Annotated in this window: 20 protein-coding genes; 13 read left to right on the plus strand and 7 right to left on the minus strand. The window is 70.3% G+C overall.

Annotation, left to right across the window (positions count from 1 at the left end; genetic code table 11):
• Positions 1-36 precede the first annotated feature (36 nt).
• From ACFVYS_RS13650 to ACFVYS_RS13695, 10 genes are all read left to right on the plus strand, one after another.
• On the plus strand, positions 37-1002 hold the full coding sequence (locus ACFVYS_RS13650; protein ID WP_389501736.1) for a Rossmann-like and DUF2520 domain-containing protein: 966 nt from the start codon (positions 37-39) through the stop codon (positions 1000-1002).
• Positions 999-2000 (plus strand): pantoate--beta-alanine ligase, encoded by a 1002-nt coding sequence (gene panC, locus ACFVYS_RS13655; protein ID WP_389501737.1) that lies wholly within the window; start codon positions 999-1001, stop codon positions 1998-2000. The genes ACFVYS_RS13650 and panC overlap by 4 nt, the downstream gene beginning before the upstream one ends.
• The gene (locus tag ACFVYS_RS13660; protein ID WP_389501738.1) at positions 1997-3712 is read left to right on the plus strand and encodes an L-aspartate oxidase; all 1716 of its coding nucleotides are present in this window, start codon (positions 1997-1999) and stop codon (positions 3710-3712) included. Before panC ends, ACFVYS_RS13660 begins: the two co-directional genes overlap by 4 nt.
• Positions 3713-3717: 5 nt before the next feature.
• The gene (gene nadC, locus ACFVYS_RS13665; RefSeq protein WP_389501740.1) at positions 3718-4719 is read left to right on the plus strand and encodes a carboxylating nicotinate-nucleotide diphosphorylase; all 1002 of its coding nucleotides are present in this window, start codon (positions 3718-3720) and stop codon (positions 4717-4719) included.
• 16 nt (positions 4720-4735) lie between these two features.
• Positions 4736-5533 carry a type III pantothenate kinase gene (locus ACFVYS_RS13670; RefSeq protein ID WP_020132481.1) on the plus strand — a complete coding sequence of 266 codons (798 nt, stop codon included), beginning with the start codon at positions 4736-4738 and terminating at the stop codon, positions 5531-5533.
• A 219-nt stretch (positions 5534-5752) separates the two neighbouring features.
• A complete protein-coding gene (locus ACFVYS_RS13675) occupies positions 5753-6442 on the plus strand; it encodes a hypothetical protein (RefSeq protein ID WP_389501810.1) in 690 nt (229 codons plus the stop codon).
• 51 nt (positions 6443-6493) lie between these two features.
• Positions 6494-6673 (plus strand): hypothetical protein, encoded by a 180-nt coding sequence (locus tag ACFVYS_RS13680; RefSeq protein WP_389501741.1) that lies wholly within the window; start codon positions 6494-6496, stop codon positions 6671-6673.
• Between the two features lie 147 nt (positions 6674-6820).
• Complete coding sequence (locus ACFVYS_RS13685) at positions 6821-7270, plus strand: BlaI/MecI/CopY family transcriptional regulator (RefSeq protein ID WP_389501743.1); 450 nt, start codon at positions 6821-6823, stop codon at positions 7268-7270.
• 9 nt (positions 7271-7279) lie between these two features.
• A complete protein-coding gene (locus ACFVYS_RS13690; RefSeq protein ID WP_020132477.1) occupies positions 7280-7828 on the plus strand; it encodes an amino-acid N-acetyltransferase in 549 nt (182 codons plus the stop codon).
• Positions 7829-8054: 226 nt separating this feature from the next.
• Positions 8055-8390, plus strand: coding sequence for an Lsr2 family protein (locus ACFVYS_RS13695; RefSeq protein WP_389501745.1), 336 nt, complete (start codon positions 8055-8057; stop codon positions 8388-8390).
• Here ACFVYS_RS13695 and ACFVYS_RS13700 read toward each other — a convergent pair.
• Positions 8369-9010, minus strand: a complete 642-nt coding sequence (locus tag ACFVYS_RS13700) for an SCO3374 family protein (RefSeq protein WP_389501747.1) — start codon at positions 9008-9010, stop codon at positions 8369-8371. The genes ACFVYS_RS13695 and ACFVYS_RS13700 overlap by 22 nt on opposite strands.
• A gap of 430 nt (positions 9011-9440) precedes the next feature.
• On the opposite strand from ACFVYS_RS13700, the gene ACFVYS_RS13705 reads away from it, so the two are divergent.
• On the plus strand, positions 9441-11969 hold the full coding sequence (locus tag ACFVYS_RS13705) for an ATP-dependent Clp protease ATP-binding subunit (protein WP_327184397.1): 2529 nt from the start codon (positions 9441-9443) through the stop codon (positions 11967-11969).
• A 207-nt stretch (positions 11970-12176) separates the two neighbouring features.
• Here ACFVYS_RS13705 and ACFVYS_RS13710 read toward each other — a convergent pair whose 3' ends face one another.
• Positions 12177-12812 carry an HAD family acid phosphatase gene (locus tag ACFVYS_RS13710; protein ID WP_389501749.1) on the minus strand — a complete coding sequence of 212 codons (636 nt, stop codon included), beginning with the start codon at positions 12810-12812 and terminating at the stop codon, positions 12177-12179.
• A 517-nt stretch (positions 12813-13329) separates the two neighbouring features.
• Between ACFVYS_RS13710 and ACFVYS_RS13715 the strand changes: the two genes are divergently transcribed.
• A complete protein-coding gene (locus ACFVYS_RS13715) occupies positions 13330-13902 on the plus strand; it encodes a M23 family metallopeptidase (protein WP_389501751.1) in 573 nt (190 codons plus the stop codon).
• Positions 13903-13913: 11 nt separating this feature from the next.
• Here ACFVYS_RS13715 and ACFVYS_RS13720 read toward each other — a convergent pair whose 3' ends face one another.
• Positions 13914-14501 carry a TetR/AcrR family transcriptional regulator gene (locus ACFVYS_RS13720; protein WP_389501753.1) on the minus strand — a complete coding sequence of 196 codons (588 nt, stop codon included), beginning with the start codon at positions 14499-14501 and terminating at the stop codon, positions 13914-13916.
• 165 nt (positions 14502-14666) lie between these two features.
• Here ACFVYS_RS13720 and ACFVYS_RS13725 point away from each other — a divergent pair, with 165 nt between their 5' ends.
• Positions 14667-16250, plus strand: a complete 1584-nt coding sequence (locus ACFVYS_RS13725; protein WP_389501754.1) for an MDR family MFS transporter — start codon at positions 14667-14669, stop codon at positions 16248-16250.
• A 242-nt stretch (positions 16251-16492) separates the two neighbouring features.
• Here ACFVYS_RS13725 and cseC read toward each other — a convergent pair whose 3' ends face one another.
• The 4 genes from cseC to ACFVYS_RS13745 form a co-directional block, all read right to left on the minus strand.
• A complete protein-coding gene (gene cseC, locus ACFVYS_RS13730) occupies positions 16493-17842 on the minus strand; it encodes a two-component system sensor histidine kinase CseC (RefSeq protein ID WP_389501756.1) in 1350 nt (449 codons plus the stop codon).
• Positions 17843-17861: 19 nt separating this feature from the next.
• Positions 17862-18563: a two-component system response regulator CseB gene (gene cseB, locus ACFVYS_RS13735; RefSeq protein ID WP_020132468.1), complete on the minus strand. Its 702-nt coding sequence runs from the start codon at positions 18561-18563 to the stop codon at positions 17862-17864.
• 300 nt (positions 18564-18863) lie between these two features.
• A complete protein-coding gene (locus tag ACFVYS_RS13740; protein ID WP_389501758.1) occupies positions 18864-19523 on the minus strand; it encodes a hypothetical protein in 660 nt (219 codons plus the stop codon).
• Positions 19508-20050 (minus strand): SigE family RNA polymerase sigma factor, encoded by a 543-nt coding sequence (locus ACFVYS_RS13745; protein ID WP_020132466.1) that lies wholly within the window; start codon positions 20048-20050, stop codon positions 19508-19510. The genes ACFVYS_RS13740 and ACFVYS_RS13745 overlap by 16 nt, the downstream gene beginning before the upstream one ends.
• Positions 20051-20312: the final 262 nt, after the last annotated feature.

The following is a 20312-nucleotide window of genomic DNA, read 5'->3' on the forward strand; positions in this document are numbered from 1 at the left end:
TACCCGGAGCGGACTGGAACGGAAGGCCTCCGTCGCGTGAGTACAGCCCAACAGCCAGACCCCAGGGACCGCCCCGCGCGGCTCGCCGTCGGCGTCGTCGGCGCCGGCCGGGTGGGCCCCGCCCTGGCCGCGTCCCTCCAGCTCGCCGGACACCGTCCGGTCGCCGTCTCCGGTGTCTCCGACGCCTCCAGGCGGCGAGCCGCGATGCTGTTGCCCGACGTGCCCCTCCTCCCGCCCGCCGAGGTTCTCCAGCGCGCCGACCTGGTGCTGCTGACCGTCCCCGACGACGCCCTGCCCGGGCTCGTGGAAGGCCTCGCCGAGACCGGCGCCGTACGGCCCGGCCAGCTGATCGTGCACACCTCGGGGCGCTACGGCGCGAAGGTCCTCGACCCGGCCCTGCGCGCGGGCGGGCTGCCGCTGGCCCTGCACCCGGCGATGACCTTCACGGGCAGCCCCGTCGACGTCCAGCGCCTGGCGGGCTGCTCCTTCGGCGTCACCGCGCCCGACGAGTTGCGGCTGGCCGCAGAGGCCCTGGTGATCGAGATGGGCGGCGAGCCGGAGTGGATCGCCGAGGAGAACCGGCCGCTCTACCACGCGGCCCTCGCCCTGGGCGCGAACCACCTGGTGACGCTGGTCGCCCAGTCCATGGAGCTGCTGCGAACGGCGGGCGTCGAGGCCCCCGACCGGATGCTCGGCCCGCTGCTCGGCGCCGCCCTGGACAACGCGCTGCGCTCCGGCGACGGCGCGCTCACCGGCCCCGTCGCGCGCGGTGACGCGGGCACGGTCGCCGCGCACGTCGCCGAGCTGCGCGAGCACGCCCCGCAGACCGTGGCCGGCTACCTGGCGATGGCCCGCGCGACCGCCGACCGCGCGCTCGCCCACGGGCTCCTCAAGCCCGAGCTCGCCGAGGACCTCCTCGGGGTACTCGCCGACGAAGCCCACGGCACTCCCGGGAGCCCTGGTGCCCCGGGCACGCACGGCGCCGAAGGAGATGCCGGATGACCACCACCCTGTTGCGCACCGCCGCCGAACTGCACGCCCGCACGCGTGGAGGCCGCCGGGCCGTCGTGATGACCATGGGCGCCCTGCACGAGGGCCACGCCACCCTCGTCCGCACCGCCCGGGAGCTCGCCGGGCCGGACGGCGAGGTCGCCGTCACGGTCTTCGTCAACCCGCTCCAGTTCGGCCAGGGCGAGGACCTCGACCGCTACCCGCGCACTCTGGACGCCGATCTCAAGCTCGCCGAGCAGGCCGGCGCGGACGTCGTGTTCGCCCCGTCCGTGGACGAGGTCTACCCGGGCGGCGAGCCCCAGGTCCGCATCACCGCGGGACCCATGGGGGAGCGGCTCGAGGGCAGCTCCCGCCCCGGACACTTCGACGGCATGCTCACCGTCGTCGCCAAGCTGCTGCACCTCACCCGGCCGGACATCGCCCTCTTCGGGCAGAAGGACGCCCAGCAGCTCGCCCTGATCCGTCGCATGACGCGGGACCTGAACTTCGGCGTGGAGATCGTCGCCGTGCCCACCGTGCGCGAGGAGGACGGGCTGGCCCTGTCCAGCCGCAACCGCTATCTGTCCGCCGCGGGCCGGCGCACCGCGCTGGCGCTCTCCCAGGCCCTGTTCGCGGGCCGCGACCGGCACGCCGCGCAGGAGGCGCTGCGGGCACGCGCGCGTCAGGTGCCCGCCACACGCGCGCGTGCCGAGGCGCTCAGCGCCATAGGGGAGTCCCGCGCGGCGGCCGACGCGCACGCCGTCGCCAAGGGCGCCCCCGGCAGCCCGGCGGCCATCCGCGCGGCGGCCCGTCTGGTCCTCGACGAGGCCGCCCGGCTGGACCCGCCGCTGGAACTGGACTACCTCGCGCTGGTCGACCCCTCGGACTTCACGGAGATCACCGGGCCCGAGGACGACTTCACCGGCGAGGCCGTCCTCGCCGTCGCCGCCAGGGTCGGGACGACCCGGCTGATCGACAACATCCCCCTCACCTTCGGAGCCGCCTCGTGACCAGCACAGGCATACGACTGCACGCGCCCGCGCCCGGGTGGAGCATCGCCGCGGACGTGGTGGTCGTGGGCTCCGGCGTCGCCGGCCTGACCGCGGCGCTGCGCTGCGAGGCCGCCGGCCTGACGACGGTCGTCGTCACTAAGGCCCGGCTCGACGACGGCTCCACCCGCTGGGCGCAGGGCGGCATAGCCGCGGCCCTGGGCGAGGGGGACACACCGGAACAGCACCTGGACGACACGCTGGTGGCGGGCGCGGGCCTGTGCGACGAGGGCGCCGTCCGGATCCTCGTCACCGAGGGCCCCGACGCCGTGCGCCGGTTGATCGAGACCGGCGCCCACTTCGACGAGTCCGAGGGAGGCGGCCTGGAGCTCGCCCGCGAGGGCGGCCACCACCGACGCCGTATCGCCCACGCGGGCGGCGACGCGACCGGCGCGGAGATCTCCCGGGCGCTCGTCGAGGCGGTACGCGCGCGGGGCCTGCGCACGATCGAGAACGCGCTCGTGCTGGACCTGCTCACGGACGCCGACGGCCGTACCGCCGGCGTCACCCTGCACGTCATGGGCGAGGGCCAGCACGACGGTGTGGGCGCCGTGCACGCGCCCGCGGTCGTCCTCGCGACCGGCGGCATGGGCCAGGTGTTCTCCGCCACCACCAACCCGTCGGTGTCCACGGGCGACGGCGTGGCGCTCGCCCTGCGCGCGGGCGCGGAGGTCTCCGACCTGGAGTTCGTCCAGTTCCACCCGACCGTGCTGTTCCTCGGCGCGGACGCCGAGGGCCAGCAGCCCCTCGTCTCCGAGGCCGTACGCGGCGAGGGCGCCCACCTGGTCGACGCGGACGGCGTGCGCTTCATGGTCGGGCAGCACGAGCTGGCCGAGCTGGCGCCGCGCGACATCGTCGCCAAGGGCATCATGCGCCGCATGCAGGAGCGGGACGCCGAGCACATGTTCCTCGACGCCCGCCACTTCGGCGCCGACATGTGGGAGCACCGCTTCCCGACGATCCTGGCCGCCTGCCGTGTCCACGGCATCGACCCGGTCACCGAGCCCGTCCCGGTCGCCCCGGCCGCCCATTACGCCTCCGGCGGCGTGCGCACCGACTCCCACGGCCGGACGACCGTGCCGGGCCTGTACGCGTGCGGCGAGGTCGCCTGCACCGGCGTGCACGGCGCGAACCGGCTCGCGTCGAACTCGCTCCTGGAGGGCCTGGTCTACGCCGAGCGCATCGTCACCGACATCGTCGAGAGCCGGACGGACGACGGCCTGCACGCGCGGGTGCCCGTGCCGGTCGCGCACCCGGAGAAGCCGGCCCACCCGCTCCTCGCCCCCGAGGCCCGGTTCACCATCCAGCGGATCATGACCGACGGCGCGGGCGTCCTGCGCTCCGCCGAGTCCCTGGAGAAGGCGGCCGGCCAGCTGGTGCGGCTGCACGCCGAGGCCCGCGACGCCCTCGACGAGAACGGCAAGACGGCCGAGCCCGGCGTCGACACCTGGGAGGCCACCAACCTCCTGTGCGTGGCACGGGTCCTGGTCGCCGCCGCCCGGCAGCGCGAGGAGACCCGCGGCTGCCACTGGCGTGAGGACCACGCCGACCGCGACGACGCGAACTGGCGCCGCCACATCGTCGTCCGGCTGAATCCGGACCGCACCCTCGCCGTACACACCACCGATACCGCAGACTTCCCCCCGACCCGGCAGCACCTCCAGGAGCAGTGACAGACGTGAGCACCCCCGACCTTCCCCTCGCCCAGAGCGGCGGCTGCGGCGACGGCTGTGCCTGTGGCGCCGACGCAGACACCGACTTCGCCGGCGAGGGATACGCCGAATACGCGGAGTGCGGGCTCGACCCCGCGCTCGCCCAGCTGCTGTCCGACGCCGGGCTCGACCCCGTGGAGGTCGAGGACATCGCCAACGTGGCCATCCAGGAGGACCTGGCGCACGGCGTCGACGTGACCACCGTCGCGACCATCCCCGAGGAGGCGGTCGCCACCGCCGACTTCACCGCGCGCGAGGCGGGCGTGGTGGCGGGCCTCAGGATCGCCGAGGCGGTCGTCTCGGTCGTCTGCACGGACGAGTTCGAGGTCGAACGGCACGTGGAGGACGGCGACCGCGTGGAGGCCGGCCAGAAGCTGCTGTCCGTCACCACGCGCACGCGTGACCTTCTCACCGCCGAGCGCAGCGCGCTCAACCTGCTGTGCCGGCTGTCCGGCATCGCCACCGCCACGCGCGCGTGGGCGGACGTCCTGGAGGGCACCAAGGCACGCGTGCGGGACACCCGCAAGACGACGCCGGGTCTGCGCTCCCTGGAGAAGTTCGCCGTCCGCTGCGGCGGAGGCGTCAACCACCGCATGTCGCTGTCCGACGCGGCGCTGGTCAAGGACAACCACGTGGTCGCCGCGGGTGGCGTCGCCCAGGCCTTCGAGGCCGTGCGGGAGACGTTCCCGGATGTCGCGATCGAGGTCGAGGTCGACACCCTGCACCAACTGCGGGAGGTGGTCGACGCCGGCGCCGACCTGATCCTGCTGGACAACTTCACGCCCGGGGAGTGCGCGGAGGCCGTCGGCGTCGTCGGCGGGCGCGCCCTGCTGGAGGCGTCGGGCCGGCTGACCCTGGTCAACGCCAAGGCTTATGCCGACACCGGCGTCGACTTCCTCGCCGTCGGTGCCCTGACGCACTCCTCGCCGATCCTGGACATCGGTCTGGATCTGCGAGCGGCTGAGTAGGGAACGGGGACCGGCCATGCTGCTGACGATCGACGTGGGCAACACGCACACCGTGCTCGGCCTGTTCGACGGTGAGGACATCGTCGAGCACTGGCGGATCTCCACCGACGCCCGCCGGACCGCGGACGAACTGGCCGTGCTCCTGCAGGGCCTGATGGGAACGCACCCGCTGCTCGGAGAGGAACTGGGCGACGGCATCGACGGGATCGCGATCTGCGCGACCGTGCCCTCCGTGCTGCACGAACTGCGCGAGGTGACCCGGCGCTACTACGGCGACGTGCCCGCCGTGCTGGTCGAACCTGGCGTGAAGACGGGGGTGCCGATCCTCTTCGACAACCCCAAGGAGGTCGGCGCCGACCGCATCATCAACGCGGTCGCGGCGAACGAGCTCTACGGCGGACCGGCGATCGTCGTCGACTTCGGCACGGCGACGACGTTCGACGCGGTCAGCGCGCGCGGGGAGTACGTCGGCGGGGTGATCGCCCCCGGCATCGAGATCTCCGTCGAGGCGCTGGGCGTCAAGGCCGCACAGCTGCGCAAGATCGAGGTGGCCAGGCCCCGGAGCGTGATCGGCAAGAACACGGTCGAGGCGATGCAGTCCGGGATCGTCTACGGGTTCGCCGGCCAGGTCGACGGCGTGGTGACCCGGATGGCCCGCGAGCTGGCGGACGACCCGGACGAGGTCACCGTGATCGCTACAGGCGGGCTGGCACCGACGGTGCTCGGCGAGTCCTCCGTGATCGACGAGCACGAGCCGTGGCTGACGCTGATCGGGCTGCGCCTGGTGTACGAGCGGAACGTGTCCCGCATGTGAGCGGGCACGCCTCCGCGGAGGGAGCGCCTCCGCGGACGAGCGGGGGCGGGCGAACCGAGACGGTCGGGCGGGTGAAGGCGGACGGGCGGAGGCGGGTGATCCGGCTGGTGGGGCCACCAGGGCGGATCACGGACGCGCCACGCCCGTCCCCTATGTCGAATTTGTCTGATTAGCGCGTATCGTCGCGGCATGCCCACGCCCTACGGATCTCGCGGCGGCATGGCTTTCGGCACGGAGGAGTTGCGTGTGCTCCGCCGCGCCCTTGCCCTCGCCCTTCACCCCGGCCCCGTCTCCGCCGAGGACATCCAGGACTGCCATCGCCTCGCCGAGTCCCTCGACGAGGCGACGTGCGAGGCCGCCCGACTGCGGGCCTTCCTGGTGGCCGACCTCGCCCGGTACCGCGCCGCCCTCCCCGGCACCGCCGCCGGCTACCTCACGCTCCTCGAGGAGGTACTGCCGACCGGCTACCGGCCCGAGCCCGACGACCTCGCCGCCCTGCGCGCCCTGCGCGGCAACCCCACGGCGGCCGCCCTCCTGGGCCGCTGCCAGGTGCTCGCCGAACGGGACGTACGCGCCCGTCTGGCCCGCCGGGCGGCCCGCAGGGTCCCGGAGGCCGCCCCCACCGTCCCGGCGTCCCGTACCCGGCTTCTGGCCCTTCCCGGGGGCCTCTCCAAGGGCAGCCGCGCCCACCCGTCCGTCGCCGCCGGTGATCCGGCCGGGCACCCGGGCGAGGAGCCGCGCAGCAAACCCGCCGGGAAGCCCGCCACGCCCGCTCCCGGCCCGGTTCCCGCCGAGCCCGCCCCGGAGCCCGCCCGGCGGCCCGTTCCCACGCCGGGCGAGGTCTTCCCGCGCCGCAGACCCGCCCCGCCGCCCGCCAACCCGGAACAGCAGCGGCTGGCGGCCGGCTGACACGGGCGACCCCGCCCCGATGTCCCGCTCCGCCCTGGCTACCCTGGATCCATGGACTATGTCTCCGCGCTCGTGCCTCCCGTCGTCATGGCCGTGTTCTTCGTCGGTGTGATCAGGGTGATCGTGAAGACCCAGGGCGGTGCCAACAAGGCCAAGGAGGACGCGGCCGTCGACGCCGTCCTCGCGCGCGCGGACGGCCCCCGTCAGGTCTCCGCGAGCCCTGACGCCTGACCGACGCGCGACCCTTCCGCATCGCCCGGGGCGTGCGGCTCTTTTCGGAGCCGCACGCCCTTTTTGTTCCCGTTTGCCGATGAAAGCGCACGTCCGGCACGCGATTGGCGAGATCTCCCACTATTGTTCTGAGCTGTGCCTCGCCCATTGGGAGAACTCGAAGACTCGGTCATGACGCGGGTGTGGAAGTGGAACCGCCCGGTGACCGTTCGAGAAGTCCTGGAAGACCTTCAGCAGGAACGGTCCATCGCCTACACCACGGTGATGACCGTTTTGGACAATCTCCATCAGAAGGGCTGGGTGCGCCGGGAAGCCGAAGGCCGGGCCTATCGATATGAGGCGGTCTCGACCCGGGCCGCCTACGCGGCCGCCCTGATGAACGACGCCTGGGCACAGAGCGACAACCCCGCCGCCGCTCTCGTCGCGTTCTTCGGGATGATGAGCGAGGAACAGCGGCTCGCGCTCAGCGACGCCGTACGCATGGTCCAGGGACCGGAAACTGTCGGACCGGCAACTGCGGGGAGTCCGGGGAGTACGGGGAGTACGGGGAGTACGGGTGAGAACCCCGGCTCGGCGACGGAGTCCGACGGGCGATAGCGTCCGCACATGTCAGCAGAGAGTCCCTCGGCCGAGAACCCCGAAGTCACCGCTAAAGCCATCACCGTCCGCCGGGCCCGGACCGGCGATGTCTCCGCCGTGCGCCGTCTCCTTGACGCCCACGTCCGCGGCGGCATCCTGCTCGACAAAGCGACGGTGACGCTTTACGAGGACATCCAGGAGTTCTGGGTCGCCGAACGCGACGACAACGCCGAGGTGGTCGGCTGCGGCGCCCTGCACGTGATGTGGGAAGACCTGGCGGAAGTCCGTACTCTCGCGGTGAAGCCCGGGCTGAAGGGCGCGGGCATCGGTCACCAGTTGTTGGAGAAGTTGCTCCACACCGCACGCTGGCTCGGGGTTCGACGCGTTTTCTGCCTGACCTTCGAAGTCGACTTCTTCGGCAAGCACGGCTTCGTGGAGATCGGTGAGACGCCGGTCGACACCGATGTGTACGCGGAGCTGCTGCGTTCCTATGACGAGGGCGTCGCGGAGTTCCTCGGACTCGAACGAGTGAAACCGAACACCTTGGGCAACAGCCGGATGCTTCTGCATCTGTGATCGTCGTCGTCCATTCACAGAGACCCGCCTTGACCGGGTTCCCTATGTCCGAAACGCGCACGTTTCCGGGCTGGGGGCGGGCTGTGGGTCCTCGCCGGGGGTTTGTGTTTTCCCAGCAAAAGCGGTTTGCTTTCCGACGTACTGCTGTACTGCATATAACAGGGCGCGGCTAAACGGCGGACGCCGCGGACCCCCGACCCTCACGTTTTCGATGAAAGGAAATCCGGTGGCACAGAAGGTTCAGGTCCTTCTTGTCGACGACCTCGACGGCGGCGAGGCGGACGAGACCGTCACGTTCGCGCTGGACGGCAAGACGTACGAGATCGACCTCACGACTACCAATGCCGACAAGCTCCGTGGACTTCTCGACCCCTACGTGAAGGGTGGCCGTCGTACCGGCGGCCGTGCTTCGGGCGGCCGCGGAAAGGCGCGCGTCGCTACCGGTGGCAGCCAGGACACCGCCCAGATCCGCGCGTGGGCCAAGGAGAACGGTCACGAGGTCAATGACCGCGGCCGCGTTCCCGCGTCCATTCGCGAGGCTTACGAGAAGGCCAACGGCTGAGCGCTCGCGCGCCGCAGCCGGACACGGTGACAGTGCGTCGCCAGCGTGTCCACCAGCCGTACGAGATCGGGGGCGCCCCCAACGCCCCCCAGTGCCGACATCGTCGGCAGCGAGGCCTCGGCCTCGCACCCTGCCACGGGGGGCCGCAGCCAGACAGCGGCCCCCTGCACCGGCCCGGGACGCATCAGGCCCGGATCGCGGCCCTGGCTCCCGCCGGGGGGTGGCAGGGGCGCCTCGATGAGTTCGCCCGCGCCGATGGGCGTCAGATCCAGTGGCAGCGCGCCCCACTCCAGCCACTGAAGGATCCCCGGCACCTCCTCCGCGCCGCCCGCTGCCACCAGCAGCCGCATCCGGTCGCTCCGCACGGCCACCGGCGAGCCCGGCGCGAGTCGCCGCAGCGCCGCGAGGCCCGCCTCGGCCGGCACGTCCAGCACGTCGAAGCGCTCGCCGACCAAAAGTCGTACCGGCTCCCCGGGCACTGTCGGCCAACCCAGTTCGTTCTCGTACCAGCCGCGGATCCGGTCGGCCGGATCGTCCGGGTCGAGCGGCCGTCGGGGGAGAGGGACCGTGAGGATCGCAGCGGCGGCCGAGCAGACAGCCGACGGGACGGAGCCAACCATGCCAAGTGCAACCGTCGAAAAGGCCCGCAAGTTACGCTGGGTGTTTGAACGGATGCGCCCTGTGTCGACAAACGGGGCGTGTGGGTGGGTCGGGACGCGCAAGGTTGTTCGCCCATAGCGGAGGGGACCGGTGCGCACGGCATGGACTGTCGGTTGCAGCGGGTAAGACATCCCTAGTGGGAGGGGGCGACACGCAGGAAAGGCTGTCTCACGTTCGCCATCGGCGTACTGGCGACTGGGGTAACTGCCTGGCCTGCGGGAACATCGTCTCGCACCATCGGGTTGGAGCAGATGTCGGCGTTCGGGGTCAGGAGGCCATCGACGGTGTCGGCAGTTGGAATGAGCGGTCCCCGCTTGCGGGACTAAGCTGCGGAAGGACAGGGAGGGGAAGTTCCCCCCACTGCCTGACCGCTCTGAGGAGCGATTAACGATGTTCGAGAGGTTCACCGACCGCGCGCGGCGGGTTGTCGTCCTGGCTCAGGAAGAAGCCCGGATGCTCAACCACAACTACATCGGCACCGAGCACATCCTCCTGGGCCTGATCCACGAGGGTGAGGGTGTCGCCGCCAAGGCCCTTGAGAGCCTCGGGATTTCGCTCGAGGCGGTCCGCCAGCAGGTGGAGGAGATCATCGGCCAGGGCCAGCAGGCCCCGTCCGGGCACATCCCCTTCACCCCCCGTGCCAAGAAGGTCCTGGAGCTGTCGCTCCGCGAGGCCCTTCAGCTGGGACACAACTACATCGGCACGGAGCACATCCTGCTCGGCCTGATCCGCGAGGGCGAGGGCGTCGCCGCCCAGGTCCTCGTCAAGCTGGGCGCAGATCTGAACCGGGTGCGGCAGCAGGTCATCCAGCTGCTCTCCGGTTACCAGGGCAAGGAGACCGCCGGTGCCAGCGGTGGTCCTGCGGAGGGCACTCCCTCCACGTCCCTGGTCCTCGACCAGTTCGGCCGGAACCTCACCCAGGCCGCTCGTGAGTCCAAGCTCGACCCGGTCATCGGGCGCGAGAAGGAGATCGAGCGGGTCATGCAGGTGCTGTCCCGCCGCACCAAGAACAACCCGGTCCTGATCGGTGAGCCCGGCGTCGGCAAGACCGCCGTCGTCGAAGGCCTCGCCCAGGCCATCGTCAAGGGTGAGGTGCCCGAGACCCTCAAGGACAAGCACCTCTACACCCTGGACCTCGGCGCCCTGGTCGCCGGTTCCCGCTACCGCGGTGACTTCGAGGAGCGCCTGAAGAAGGTCCTCAAGGAGATCCGCACCCGCGGCGACATCATCCTGTTCATCGACGAGCTGCACACGCTGGTCGGTGCGGGTGCCGCCGAGGGCGCCATCGACGCCGCTTCGATCCTGAAGCCGATGCTGGCCCGCGGTGAGCTCCAGACCATCGGTGCGACCACGCTGGACGAGTACCGCAAGCACCTGGAGAAGGACGCGGCCCTCGAGCGCCGCTTCCAGCCTATCCAGGTCGCGGAACCGTCCCTGCCGCACACGATCGAGATCCTCAAGGGTCTGCGTGACCGGTACGAGGCGCACCACCGTGTCTCGATCACCGACGAGGCGCTGGTCCAGGCCGCCACCCTGGCCGACCGGTACATCTCGGACCGCTTCCTGCCGGACAAGGCGATCGACCTGATCGACGAGGCCGGTTCCCGGATGCGCATCCGCCGGATGACCGCGCCGCCGGACCTGCGCGAGTTCGACGAGAAGATCGCCGGCGTCCGCCGCGACAAGGAGTCCGCGATCGACTCGCAGGACTTCGAGAAGGCCGCCTCCCTCCGCGACAAGGAGAAGCAGCTCCTGGCCGCCAAGGCCAAGCGGGAGAAGGAGTGGAAGGCCGGCGACATGGACGTCGTCGCCGAGGTCGACGGCGAGCTGATCGCCGAGGTCCTCGCGACCGCCACCGGCATCCCGGTCTTCAAGCTGACCGAGGAGGAGTCGAGCCGCCTGCTGCGCATGGAGGACGAGCTCCACAAGCGGGTCATCGGCCAGGTCGACGCCGTCAAGGCGCTGTCGAAGGCGATCCGCCGTACGCGTGCGGGCCTCAAGGACCCGAAGCGTCCCGGTGGTTCGTTCATCTTCGCCGGTCCGTCCGGCGTCGGTAAGACCGAGCTGTCCAAGGCGCTCGCCGAGTTCCTGTTCGGCGACGAGGACGCGCTGATCTCCCTCGACATGTCGGAGTTCAGCGAGAAGCACACGGTGTCGCGTCTCTTCGGTTCGCCCCCCGGATACGTGGGCTACGAAGAGGGCGGTCAGCTGACCGAGAAGGTCCGCCGCAAGCCGTTCTCCGTCGTTCTCTTCGACGAGGTCGAGAAGGCCCACCCGGACATCTTCAACTCGCTGCTCCAGATCCTGGAGGACGGTCGTCTGACCGACTCCCAGGGCCGGGTCGTGGACTTCAAGAACACGGTCATCATCATGACGACCAACCTCGGCACCCGGGACATCTCCAAGGGCTTCAACCTGGGCTTCGCGGCCTCGGGCGACAAGAAGTCGAACTACGAGCGCATGAAGAACAAGGTCTCGGACGAGCTCAAGCAGCACTTCCGCCCCGAGTTCCTCAACCGCGTCGACGACGTCGTCGTCTTCCCGCAGCTGACGCAGGAGGACATCCTGCGGATCGTCGACCTGATGATCGGCAAGGTCGACGAGCGCCTGAAGGACCGGGACATGGGCATCGAGCTCTCCCAGTCCGCCAAGGAGCTGCTGTCCACCAAGGGTTACGACCCGGTGCTGGGTGCGCGTCCGCTGCGTCGCACCATCCAGCGCGAGATCGAGGACACGCTCTCGGAGAAGATCCTCTTCGGCGAGCTGCGCCCCGGTCACATCGTGGTCGTGGACACCGAGGGCGAGGGTGAGACCAAGACCTTCACCTTCCGCGGCGAGGAGAAGTCGGCTCTGCCCGACGTCCCGCCGATCGAGCAGGCGGCCGGCGGCGCCGGACCGAACCTGAGCAAGGACGCCTGACCCTTCGGGGGCTGAGCGCAGAGAGGGGCCGGTGCTTCACAGCACCGGCCCCTTTCGCATGCGCGGGCACCCCACGCGTCCGGTGGGCACCGCACGCGTTCCAAGGGCACAGCACGCGTCCGGTGAGCACAGCCCGCGTCGGTGGGCACCGCGCGCGTTCCGCGGCACCGTGTGCGCTCCGCGGGCTCCGCGCGGCCGGGCGGGGAGCTACGACAGCTGGCCGTCGTAGTCCGGCAGCTTGTACGTCGTCTCGGCATGGCCGCCCGAGAGGTCGGTGGCGCTGTTGCCGATGTTCGCGATGATCGTGTAGCCCTTGGACTCGATGGCGACGCGCTGGGCGGTCTTGTAGGCGGCGACGTCCTTGAAGAGGTCGAGGAAGCCGCGCACGTAGAGGCCGGAGACCTTGTAGCCGACGTGCTTGAGGTTGTAGTCGGTCACCCCGGAGATGATGCCCGGGCGGGCGGTGACGAAGAACAGGGAGACGCCGTGCTCCTGGGCGTACTTGGCCACGTCGAGAACCGGCTTGTTGGCCGGCTGGGGGTAGCTGAAGCCGAAGTCGGTCTCCAGGGTGGTGTTGTCGACGTCGAAGACGATCGCCTGCTTCTCACCCGGCTTGGTGGCGGCGATGCGCTGCTTCAGCGTCGGCAGGGCCTTGTCGATCACGGCCTGGCAGTCCTGCTGCCAGGTGGCGTAGTCGACGTCCTCGGCGGCGGCCGCGGTGGCGACGGTGGAGGTGCCGGTGGCCGTCGCGGCCTGGGCGCCGACCGGTACGGCCAGTCCCGTGACGGCTGCCGTCGCCACGGCGGTCATGGCGATACGGCGCGTCCAGCTGCCTCTGGTCATGTGTGGGGTCCTCTCGCGTCCTTGCAGTGCCGGTGTCGTGAGCATGCTGATCGCTGGGGGTGGCCTGAGGGGAACCAGCGGGTTACTGGACGGTAGAGGCCGATGAGAGCCCGATCACAGACCCGTGCACGCGACGTGAGCGGGGTCACAAGTGCCCTGCGGGGGACGGGAGTAGTCGCCGTCACATTCCGAAGTCCCTTGCAGGGGACGGCCGGTGACATGGCGCACAGGCGATCCGGACCCTACTAGGCGGGGTAGTCGTAACCCAAATCGGACTAAAAAGGACGAACGCCGCAGTGGTCCCGATCCTCGCTCAGGCCTCCAGAGTGGGCGAGCGTCGCATGTGTCCGGAAAGGGGGTTCTGTCAAGAAGTGGGAAGTTTTGGGGTGAAGTACTAGGTTACGTCGTAGATCACACGTTTGGGGGTCTGTGGGCCTCGGGGTTACCAAGGGATGGCCACCGCGGCGGAGGTTCTCGCCGGGTGGTTTCCTCTGTCCCCGTCCCCATGAGGTCTTCGATGTTCCAGCGCGTCACGTTCCGTTCTTCCCGTACGTCCCAGCTCCGCACTCGCGTGGTCGTCGGCGCCGCCGCCCTGGGCGCCTCGGTCGTGCTGGGGAGCGGAGTGGCGTCCGCCGCCGCGCCCGCCGCGGCCAAGACGGCCGCCTCGGCCGCCTCCTGGGTCGACCCGGTGAAGAAGTACACGCTGTCCGCCGGCTACGCCCAGGCCGGCGCGATGTGGCAGTCCACCCACAGCGGTCAGGACTTCGCCGTGCCGACCGGCACCAAGGTCATGGCCGCGCACGGCGGCACCGTGGTCAAGGCCGGTGGCAACGGCGCCGGTGACGGCCCCGCCTACGGCAACGCCGTCGTGATCAAGCACGCCAACGGCGTCTACTCGCAGTACGCCCACCTCTCGAGCATCCACGTGAAGGTCGGCCAGATCGTCAAGACGGGCCAGAAGATCGCCCTGTCCGGCAGCACCGGCAACTCCAGCGGTCCCCACCTGCACTTCGAGATCCGTACGACCGCGAACTACGGTTCGGCGATCAACCCGGTCACCTTCCTGCACAGCAAGGGCGTCAAGGTCTGACGCCGATGTGATCAGGTGCCCTGGTGCGCCTGTGTCACCAGATCGATGGCGACCTCGAGGACGGCTGCGCGCTTGTCCTCGGGGTCGCCTTCGAGGTCCTGCAGGAAGAACATGCCGGCGTGCAGCGTGAAGATGGCGCTCACGCAGCGGACCTGGTCGGAGAGGGGGGCGTCCGGGTCGATGATGATGTCGCGCAGGCTCCGCAAGCGGTCCTTGAACGAGTCGCCGATCTGGAGTTCCCGCACCGTCGCCTGGTTCTCCTGCATGAAGCGGAAGAGCGGGGTCGCCTCGGAGAGGGCCTTGCTGTAGCGCCGTACGAGTTCCTGCTTGGTGTCCAGGGTGTGCGGCTGGTTCCCGCCCCACTCGATCAGGTCCTCGATCGGCTTCGTCAGATCCGTGAAGATGCCGACGATGATCTCTTCCTTGGTCTTGAAGTGGTAGTACAGGGCCGCCTTGGTGACCTCCAGGCGCTCCGCGATCTCGCGGAGGGAGGTTTTCTCGTAGCCCTGCTCGGCGAAGAGTTCGAGCGCGACGTCCTGGATGCGCTGGCGGGTGTTGCCGCGCCGCTGCTGCTTCGTGCCGTCCATGGTGACGTCCATTCTCGTGGTCCTCGCGTCTCCGCGAAACTTACTTGCCGTCCGGCTAGTTAGATGCGGAAACTTACTTGACGCCCGGCTAGTTGCAGGTCTACCTTCCCAGTGTAGTGAACTAGCCGGGCGGCAAGTAAGTGGCCGACCGGGGGGAAGCCCAGGGGAGTGGCAATCATGGCGGACACGAAGACAGTCGAGACCGAGGCGGAGAAACCACCGAGGAGCGTGCGGGTCGTCCTGCTCGCGCTGATGATCACGATGATGCTCGCGATGCTCGACAACATGATCGTGGGCACGGCGATGCCGACGATCGTGGGCGAGCTCGGCGGGCTCGAGCACCTGTCGTGGGTCGTGACCGCGTACACCCTCGCGACCGCGGCCTCCACCCCGATCTGGGGCAAGATCGGCGACATGTACGGGCGCAAGGGCGCCTTCATGACGTCGATCGTGATCTTCCTGATCGGCTCGGCACTGAGCGGCATGGCCCAGAACATGGGCGAACTGATCGGCTTCCGCGCGATCCAGGGCCTCGGTGCCGGTGGTCTGATGGTCGGCGTCATGGCAATCATCGGTGACCTCATCCCGCCGCGGGAGCGCGGCAAGTACCAGGGCATGATGGCCGGCGTCATGGCGCTCGCGATGATCGGTGGCCCGCTGGTCGGCGGCACCATCACCGACAACTGGGGCTGGCGCTGGTCCTTCTACATCAACCTGCCGCTCGGCGTGGTGTCGCTGGCCCTCATCAGCGCCGTTCTGCACCTGCCGAGGAAGCGCTCGGAGTCGCGGATCGACTACCTGGGCGCCACCCTGCTGACCGTCGGCATCACCTCCATCGTCCTCGTCACCACCTGGGGCGGCTCGGAGTACGCCTGGTCGTCCGCGCGGATCATGGAGCTCATCGGGATCGGCGTCGCCTCGCTCATCGGGTTCGTGTTCTGGCAGACCAGGGCCGCCGAGCCGATCGTGCCGCTGCACATCTTCCGCAGCCGCAACTTCACCCTGATGTCGATCATCGGCTTCGTCACCGGCTTCGTGATGTTCGGCGCCACCCTCTTCCTGCCGCTCTACCAGCAGTCGGTGCAGGGTGCCTCCGCGACCAACTCCGGTCTGCTGCTCCTGCCGATGCTCGGCGCCATGCTGGTCACCTCGATGGTGGCGGGCCGGGTGACCACCAACAGCGGCAAGTACAAGATCTTCCCGCTGGTCGGCAGCGTCGCGATGGTCATCGGTCTGTACCTGCTCTCCACCATGGACACCGGGACCAGCCGCCTCACCTCCGGTGTGTTCATGGCCGTCGTCGGTCTCGGCATGGGCTGCCTCATGCAGATCACGATGCTGGTCGCGCAGAACAGCGTCGAGATGAAGGACATGGGCGTCGCGTCCTCGTCCACCACCCTCTTCCGTACGCTCGGCTCCTCTTTCGGTGTCGCGATCATGGGCGCGCTGTTCAACAACCGCGTCCAGGACGTCATGTCCGAGCGGGCCGGCGTGCTGGGTTCGAAGATCACCGAGCAGTCCGCGCAACTGGACGCGGCCAGCCTGGCCAAGCTGCCCGTCGCGGCCCGGGAGGCCTACCAGCACGCGGTGTCGTCCGGCACCCACTCGGCGTTCCTGCTGGGGGCCGTGGTGGCGGTGACCGCACTGGTGGCGGCGGTGTTCGTCAAGGAGGTCCCGCTCAAGGGAGCGGGTCCGCAGAAGGACGGCGAGTCGCCCGAAGACGCGGCCGCGACGCAGCCGCCTCTGGTCGAGGCCGTCTGACCGCGCTAGAGGTGAGCGCAGGCCCCCCGGCGGTGTCCGCCCCCGGGGGGCCTGCGCTTTGGTACCCCCGAGCCGACGCCGCTCTCCCGGTGCCGGGGGGGGAGGACCGGACCGTCCATGCCGGCCGCGGCACCTCCCTGATCCGGGGCGTTGCGCGATGCCGTGGGCCGGCGGCTTCCCCGCGGCGAGAACCGCGGCTTAGCGGAAGCGCCCCGCCCCCGGCCCTGCCACGGTGTCCACCGTCACGGCATCACCGGGTAGCTTCCCGTGTTCGTCGGCGCGTGCTCGGGCAGCCACAGGACGGCGACGGCGCCTTCGGCGGGTATGTGCTCAGGGGCCCCCGCGGGCCGTACGTTGCGGAAGGTCAGCCGGGCACCGAGTACCCGGGCCTGGCCCGCGGCGATGGTGAGCCCGAGACCGTGTCCGTGCCCGGCCCGGTCGGCGCTGCCGGTGCGGAAGCGGCTGGGCCCCTCGGCGAGCAGGTCCTCGGGGAAACCGGGGCCGTGGTCGCGGACCCGGATGACCCGGCCCTCGACGGTGACCTGGATCGGCCGCTTGCCGTGCCGGGCGGCGTTGGCCAGCAGGTTGAACAGCACGCGCTCCAGGCGCCGGGGGTCGGTCGTGACCATCGACTCGTGCACCACCCGCACCTCGACGTCCGGGTCCTTGGCCGCGACCCGTCGGGCCACGAACTCGCCCAGCACGATGTCCTGCAGTTCGGCGCGTTCCGAGGCGCCGTCGAGACGGGCCACCTCCAGCACGTCCTCGACCAGGGTGCGCATGGCCTTCGCCCGGTCCAGGACCAGTTCGGTCGGCCGGCCTGGCGGGAGCAGCTCGGCGGCCGTCAGCAGTCCCGTCACCGGGGTGCGCAGCTCGTGGGCGATGTCCGCGGTGACCCGGCGCTCGGCCTCCAGCCGCTCCTGGAGCGCGTCCGCCATGGCGTCCACCGCGCTCGCCAGATCGTCGGTCTCGTCCCGTACGACCCCGCCTATGGCATCCCGCACCCGCACGTTCGACTCGCCGCTGGCGACCTGGTTCGCCGCGGCCGCCGCCTTGCGCAGCCGGCGCGAGAGCTGCCCGCCGATGAGCACGCCGAGCGCGCTGCCGCCGAGCACGACCGCGATGGAGCCGATCACCAGGGCCTGGTCGAGATCGTTGAGGATGTCCGTGCTGCGGTCGGTGAAGCCGGTGTGCAGGGACAAAACGTGCCCGTCCTTGAGCGGCACGGCCGCCCAGATGTCCGGTACCCCTCCGGTGCGGTCGGAGACGAACGTGGCCCGGCGGCCCTCCTGGACCTTCTCCCGCAACGACGGCGGCAGTCTGGGGTCGTCGATCTTGATGTTGGGGAAGTTCAGCCGCCGCCGCCCCGTCCACTCGTAGTTGCGCTGGGCGATCTGGACGCGTTCGTCGGCGAGGTCGCGCGCGTTGTCGAGCATGGACACGCGTGCGGCGTTGTGCACGACCAGACTGAGCGCGATCGCCACCAGCGCGCCGACCAGCGCGATCGCCGCGCTCAGCTTCCACCGCAGCCCCGTACGGATGCCCACGCGTTCTCTGCGAGCCGGAACCAGCTGCCGGATCATCCCCCGCATCCTCCTGCCCCTGCCCCGCTCAGGCCTTCAACTTGTAGCCGAAACCGCGGACCGTCTCGATACGGTCCTGACCGATCTTCGTCCGCAGCCGCTGCACATGGACATCGACGACCCTGGTGTCGCCGCCCCAGCCGTAGTCCCACACCCGCTCCAGCAGTTTGTCGCGCGAGAGGACCGTGCCCGGAGCGGAGGAGAACTCCAGCAGCAGGCGCATCTCGGTCGGGGTCAGCGCCACCGGCTGTCCGGCCCGGCGCACCTCCATCCCCTCCGTGTCGATCTCCAGATCGCCGAACGACAGCACACCACCGGCCGTGGAGGCGGCGGGCTCGGTGCGGTCGCCGCCGCCCGCGTGACCGAAGCGGCGCAGCACGGCGCGGATCCGGGCCACCAGCACGGCGCCGTCGAAGGGCTTGGTCACGTAGTCGTCGGCGCCGGCCTCCAGGCCGAGGACGACGTCGATGGAGTCGGCGCGCGCCGACAGCATGATCACCGGCACGGTGGACTCGTCCCGGATGCGCCGGCACAGGCTCACGCCGTCCAGGCCGGGCACCATGACGTCCAGCAGCGCGATGTCGGGGCGGTCGGCACGGAACGCCTCCAGGCCCGACAGGCCGTCGGGCATCGCGGTGACCACGAAGCCGTCCCGCTCGAGGGCGAGCTGGGTGGCCTCGCGGATGACGTCGTCGTCCTCGACGAACAGGACGTGGGTCTGGTCTGCCATCCCGGTGCTCTCAGTTCTCGTATGCGGTCTCGTGTGCGTGCGGGTCGTCAGTCTGACGGGCTTCCGCCTGCGTCCTGTCGCTCACCTCTCGGTGAACCGTCGGGGGTGTCCCTTGCTTGGACGCGTGGAGCACGGCGAGCGTTCACTTCGCGCGCGATCCATGTCCGTTCTCCGTGCGGTCCGTCCTTGTGCGTGCCTGCCCCTCCCGCTCGTCCTCGCCCGTCCACCCATTGATCGGAACGAGCGGCCCGATCGGTTCACGCCGGCGCGGGATTTTTCGGCAGGACGCGTCGGGGCAGGTCAGCCGGTCTCCGGCGCGACCGTCGGCTCGTCACCGACGACGCTGCTGTAGTCGTTGTGCCAGCTGTACTCCTTCACGAAGCGGCCCGAGGTCCAGCGATACGTGATCACGTTCTCACCGGACGGGTCCGAGACCGGGTCGCCCTTCTCGTACACCTGCTTGGTCACCACCAGGTCGCCCCGGTCCATTTCCGCGTAGACGGGAGGCTCCTCGGCCTGGAAGACGTTCCGGTAGCCGTCGTCGTCCTTCCGGTACACGTAGGAGCCCACGCCGACGGCATCACCGCAGGTGAGCACGTTGACGATGATGTCGTCGCCGGAGCCGCCGGTGAGCTCGCCGTACGACACGTCCACCGGGTACTCGTCGCCGACGCAGGGCTTCAGGTCGCGCTTGACCTCGGCCGAGACCTCGGGGTCGTCCTTGATCAGTCGAACCGCCTTCGTCCGGTCGGGGGGGCCGGTGGAGACGGACGACGGGGAGGCGGTGGTGCCCGCCACCGCGTCGGAGCGAGCCGGACCCTCGTCACGGGCGCCGGTGCCGCCGGTCGCGCAGGCGGAGACGAAAAGGGCGAGGGCGGCGAGCACGGACATCGCCGTGATCGCCGCCTGGATGGTGCTTCGGGCCGGTGTGGGCCCGGCCTCGGTCAGGCCGCCGCGCAACGCTCCCGCTCCTCACGCTCCAGCGCGCGTGCGTCCAGATCGCGGGCCTCCAGCTCCTCGCGGAGCCGGGCGAGCGCCCGGTGCAGCGTGCTCTTGACCGTTCCGGCCGACATGCCGAGGGCAGCGGCCGTCTCCTCCGTGGACATCTGCTCCCAGTGTCGCAGCACCACGACACTGCGCTGCTTAGGAGCGAGCACCTTCATCGCGTCCATCAGCAGGGCGCGGTCGGCGTGCTGCTCGGTGGAGTCGTCGACGCGGGCGTCCGGGAGCTGCTCGGTCGGCACCTCCTCGAGCTTGCGGGCCCGCCACCACTCCGTACGTGTGTTGATCATGACCCGGCGCAGGTAGGCGTCCGCGAGTCGCTTGTCCGCGATGCCGTCCCAGCGGCCGTACGTCCGGGCCAGCGCGGTCTGGAGGAGGTCCTGCGCGTCGACCGGGTCCGGGACCAGGCGGCGGGCGCTGCGCAGCAGCGCGTCCTGCCGCGTGCGGACGTATTCCTCGAACTCGAGCACCTCGCCCTGTGCCATGGTCAACCGCCTCCGATTCCCCGTACCGGCGGACTGCCGCCGCCGGTTCACTGCCTGTGGTCTGTAGCCCTCGTTGTCCTGCCGGGTACGCAAATGAAGCTACGGAGCTGTTGTCACGGCGTTGTCCGAGGCAGCCTGCGGCCAGCGCTCAGCTGTCCGTCGGTTGTGTAACGGAAAGAGGTTTGGGGTAGAGACACAGGCTGAATGGCCCGGCTATGCAGCGATTTGTTCGGCCGTCGGGCGTGACAAAAGCCCGACGGCG

Origin of the sequence: Streptomyces sp. NPDC058295 (genome assembly GCF_042880655.1) — a bacterium.
Classification (GTDB): domain Bacteria; phylum Actinomycetota; class Actinomycetes; order Streptomycetales; family Streptomycetaceae; genus Streptomyces; species Streptomyces coriariae.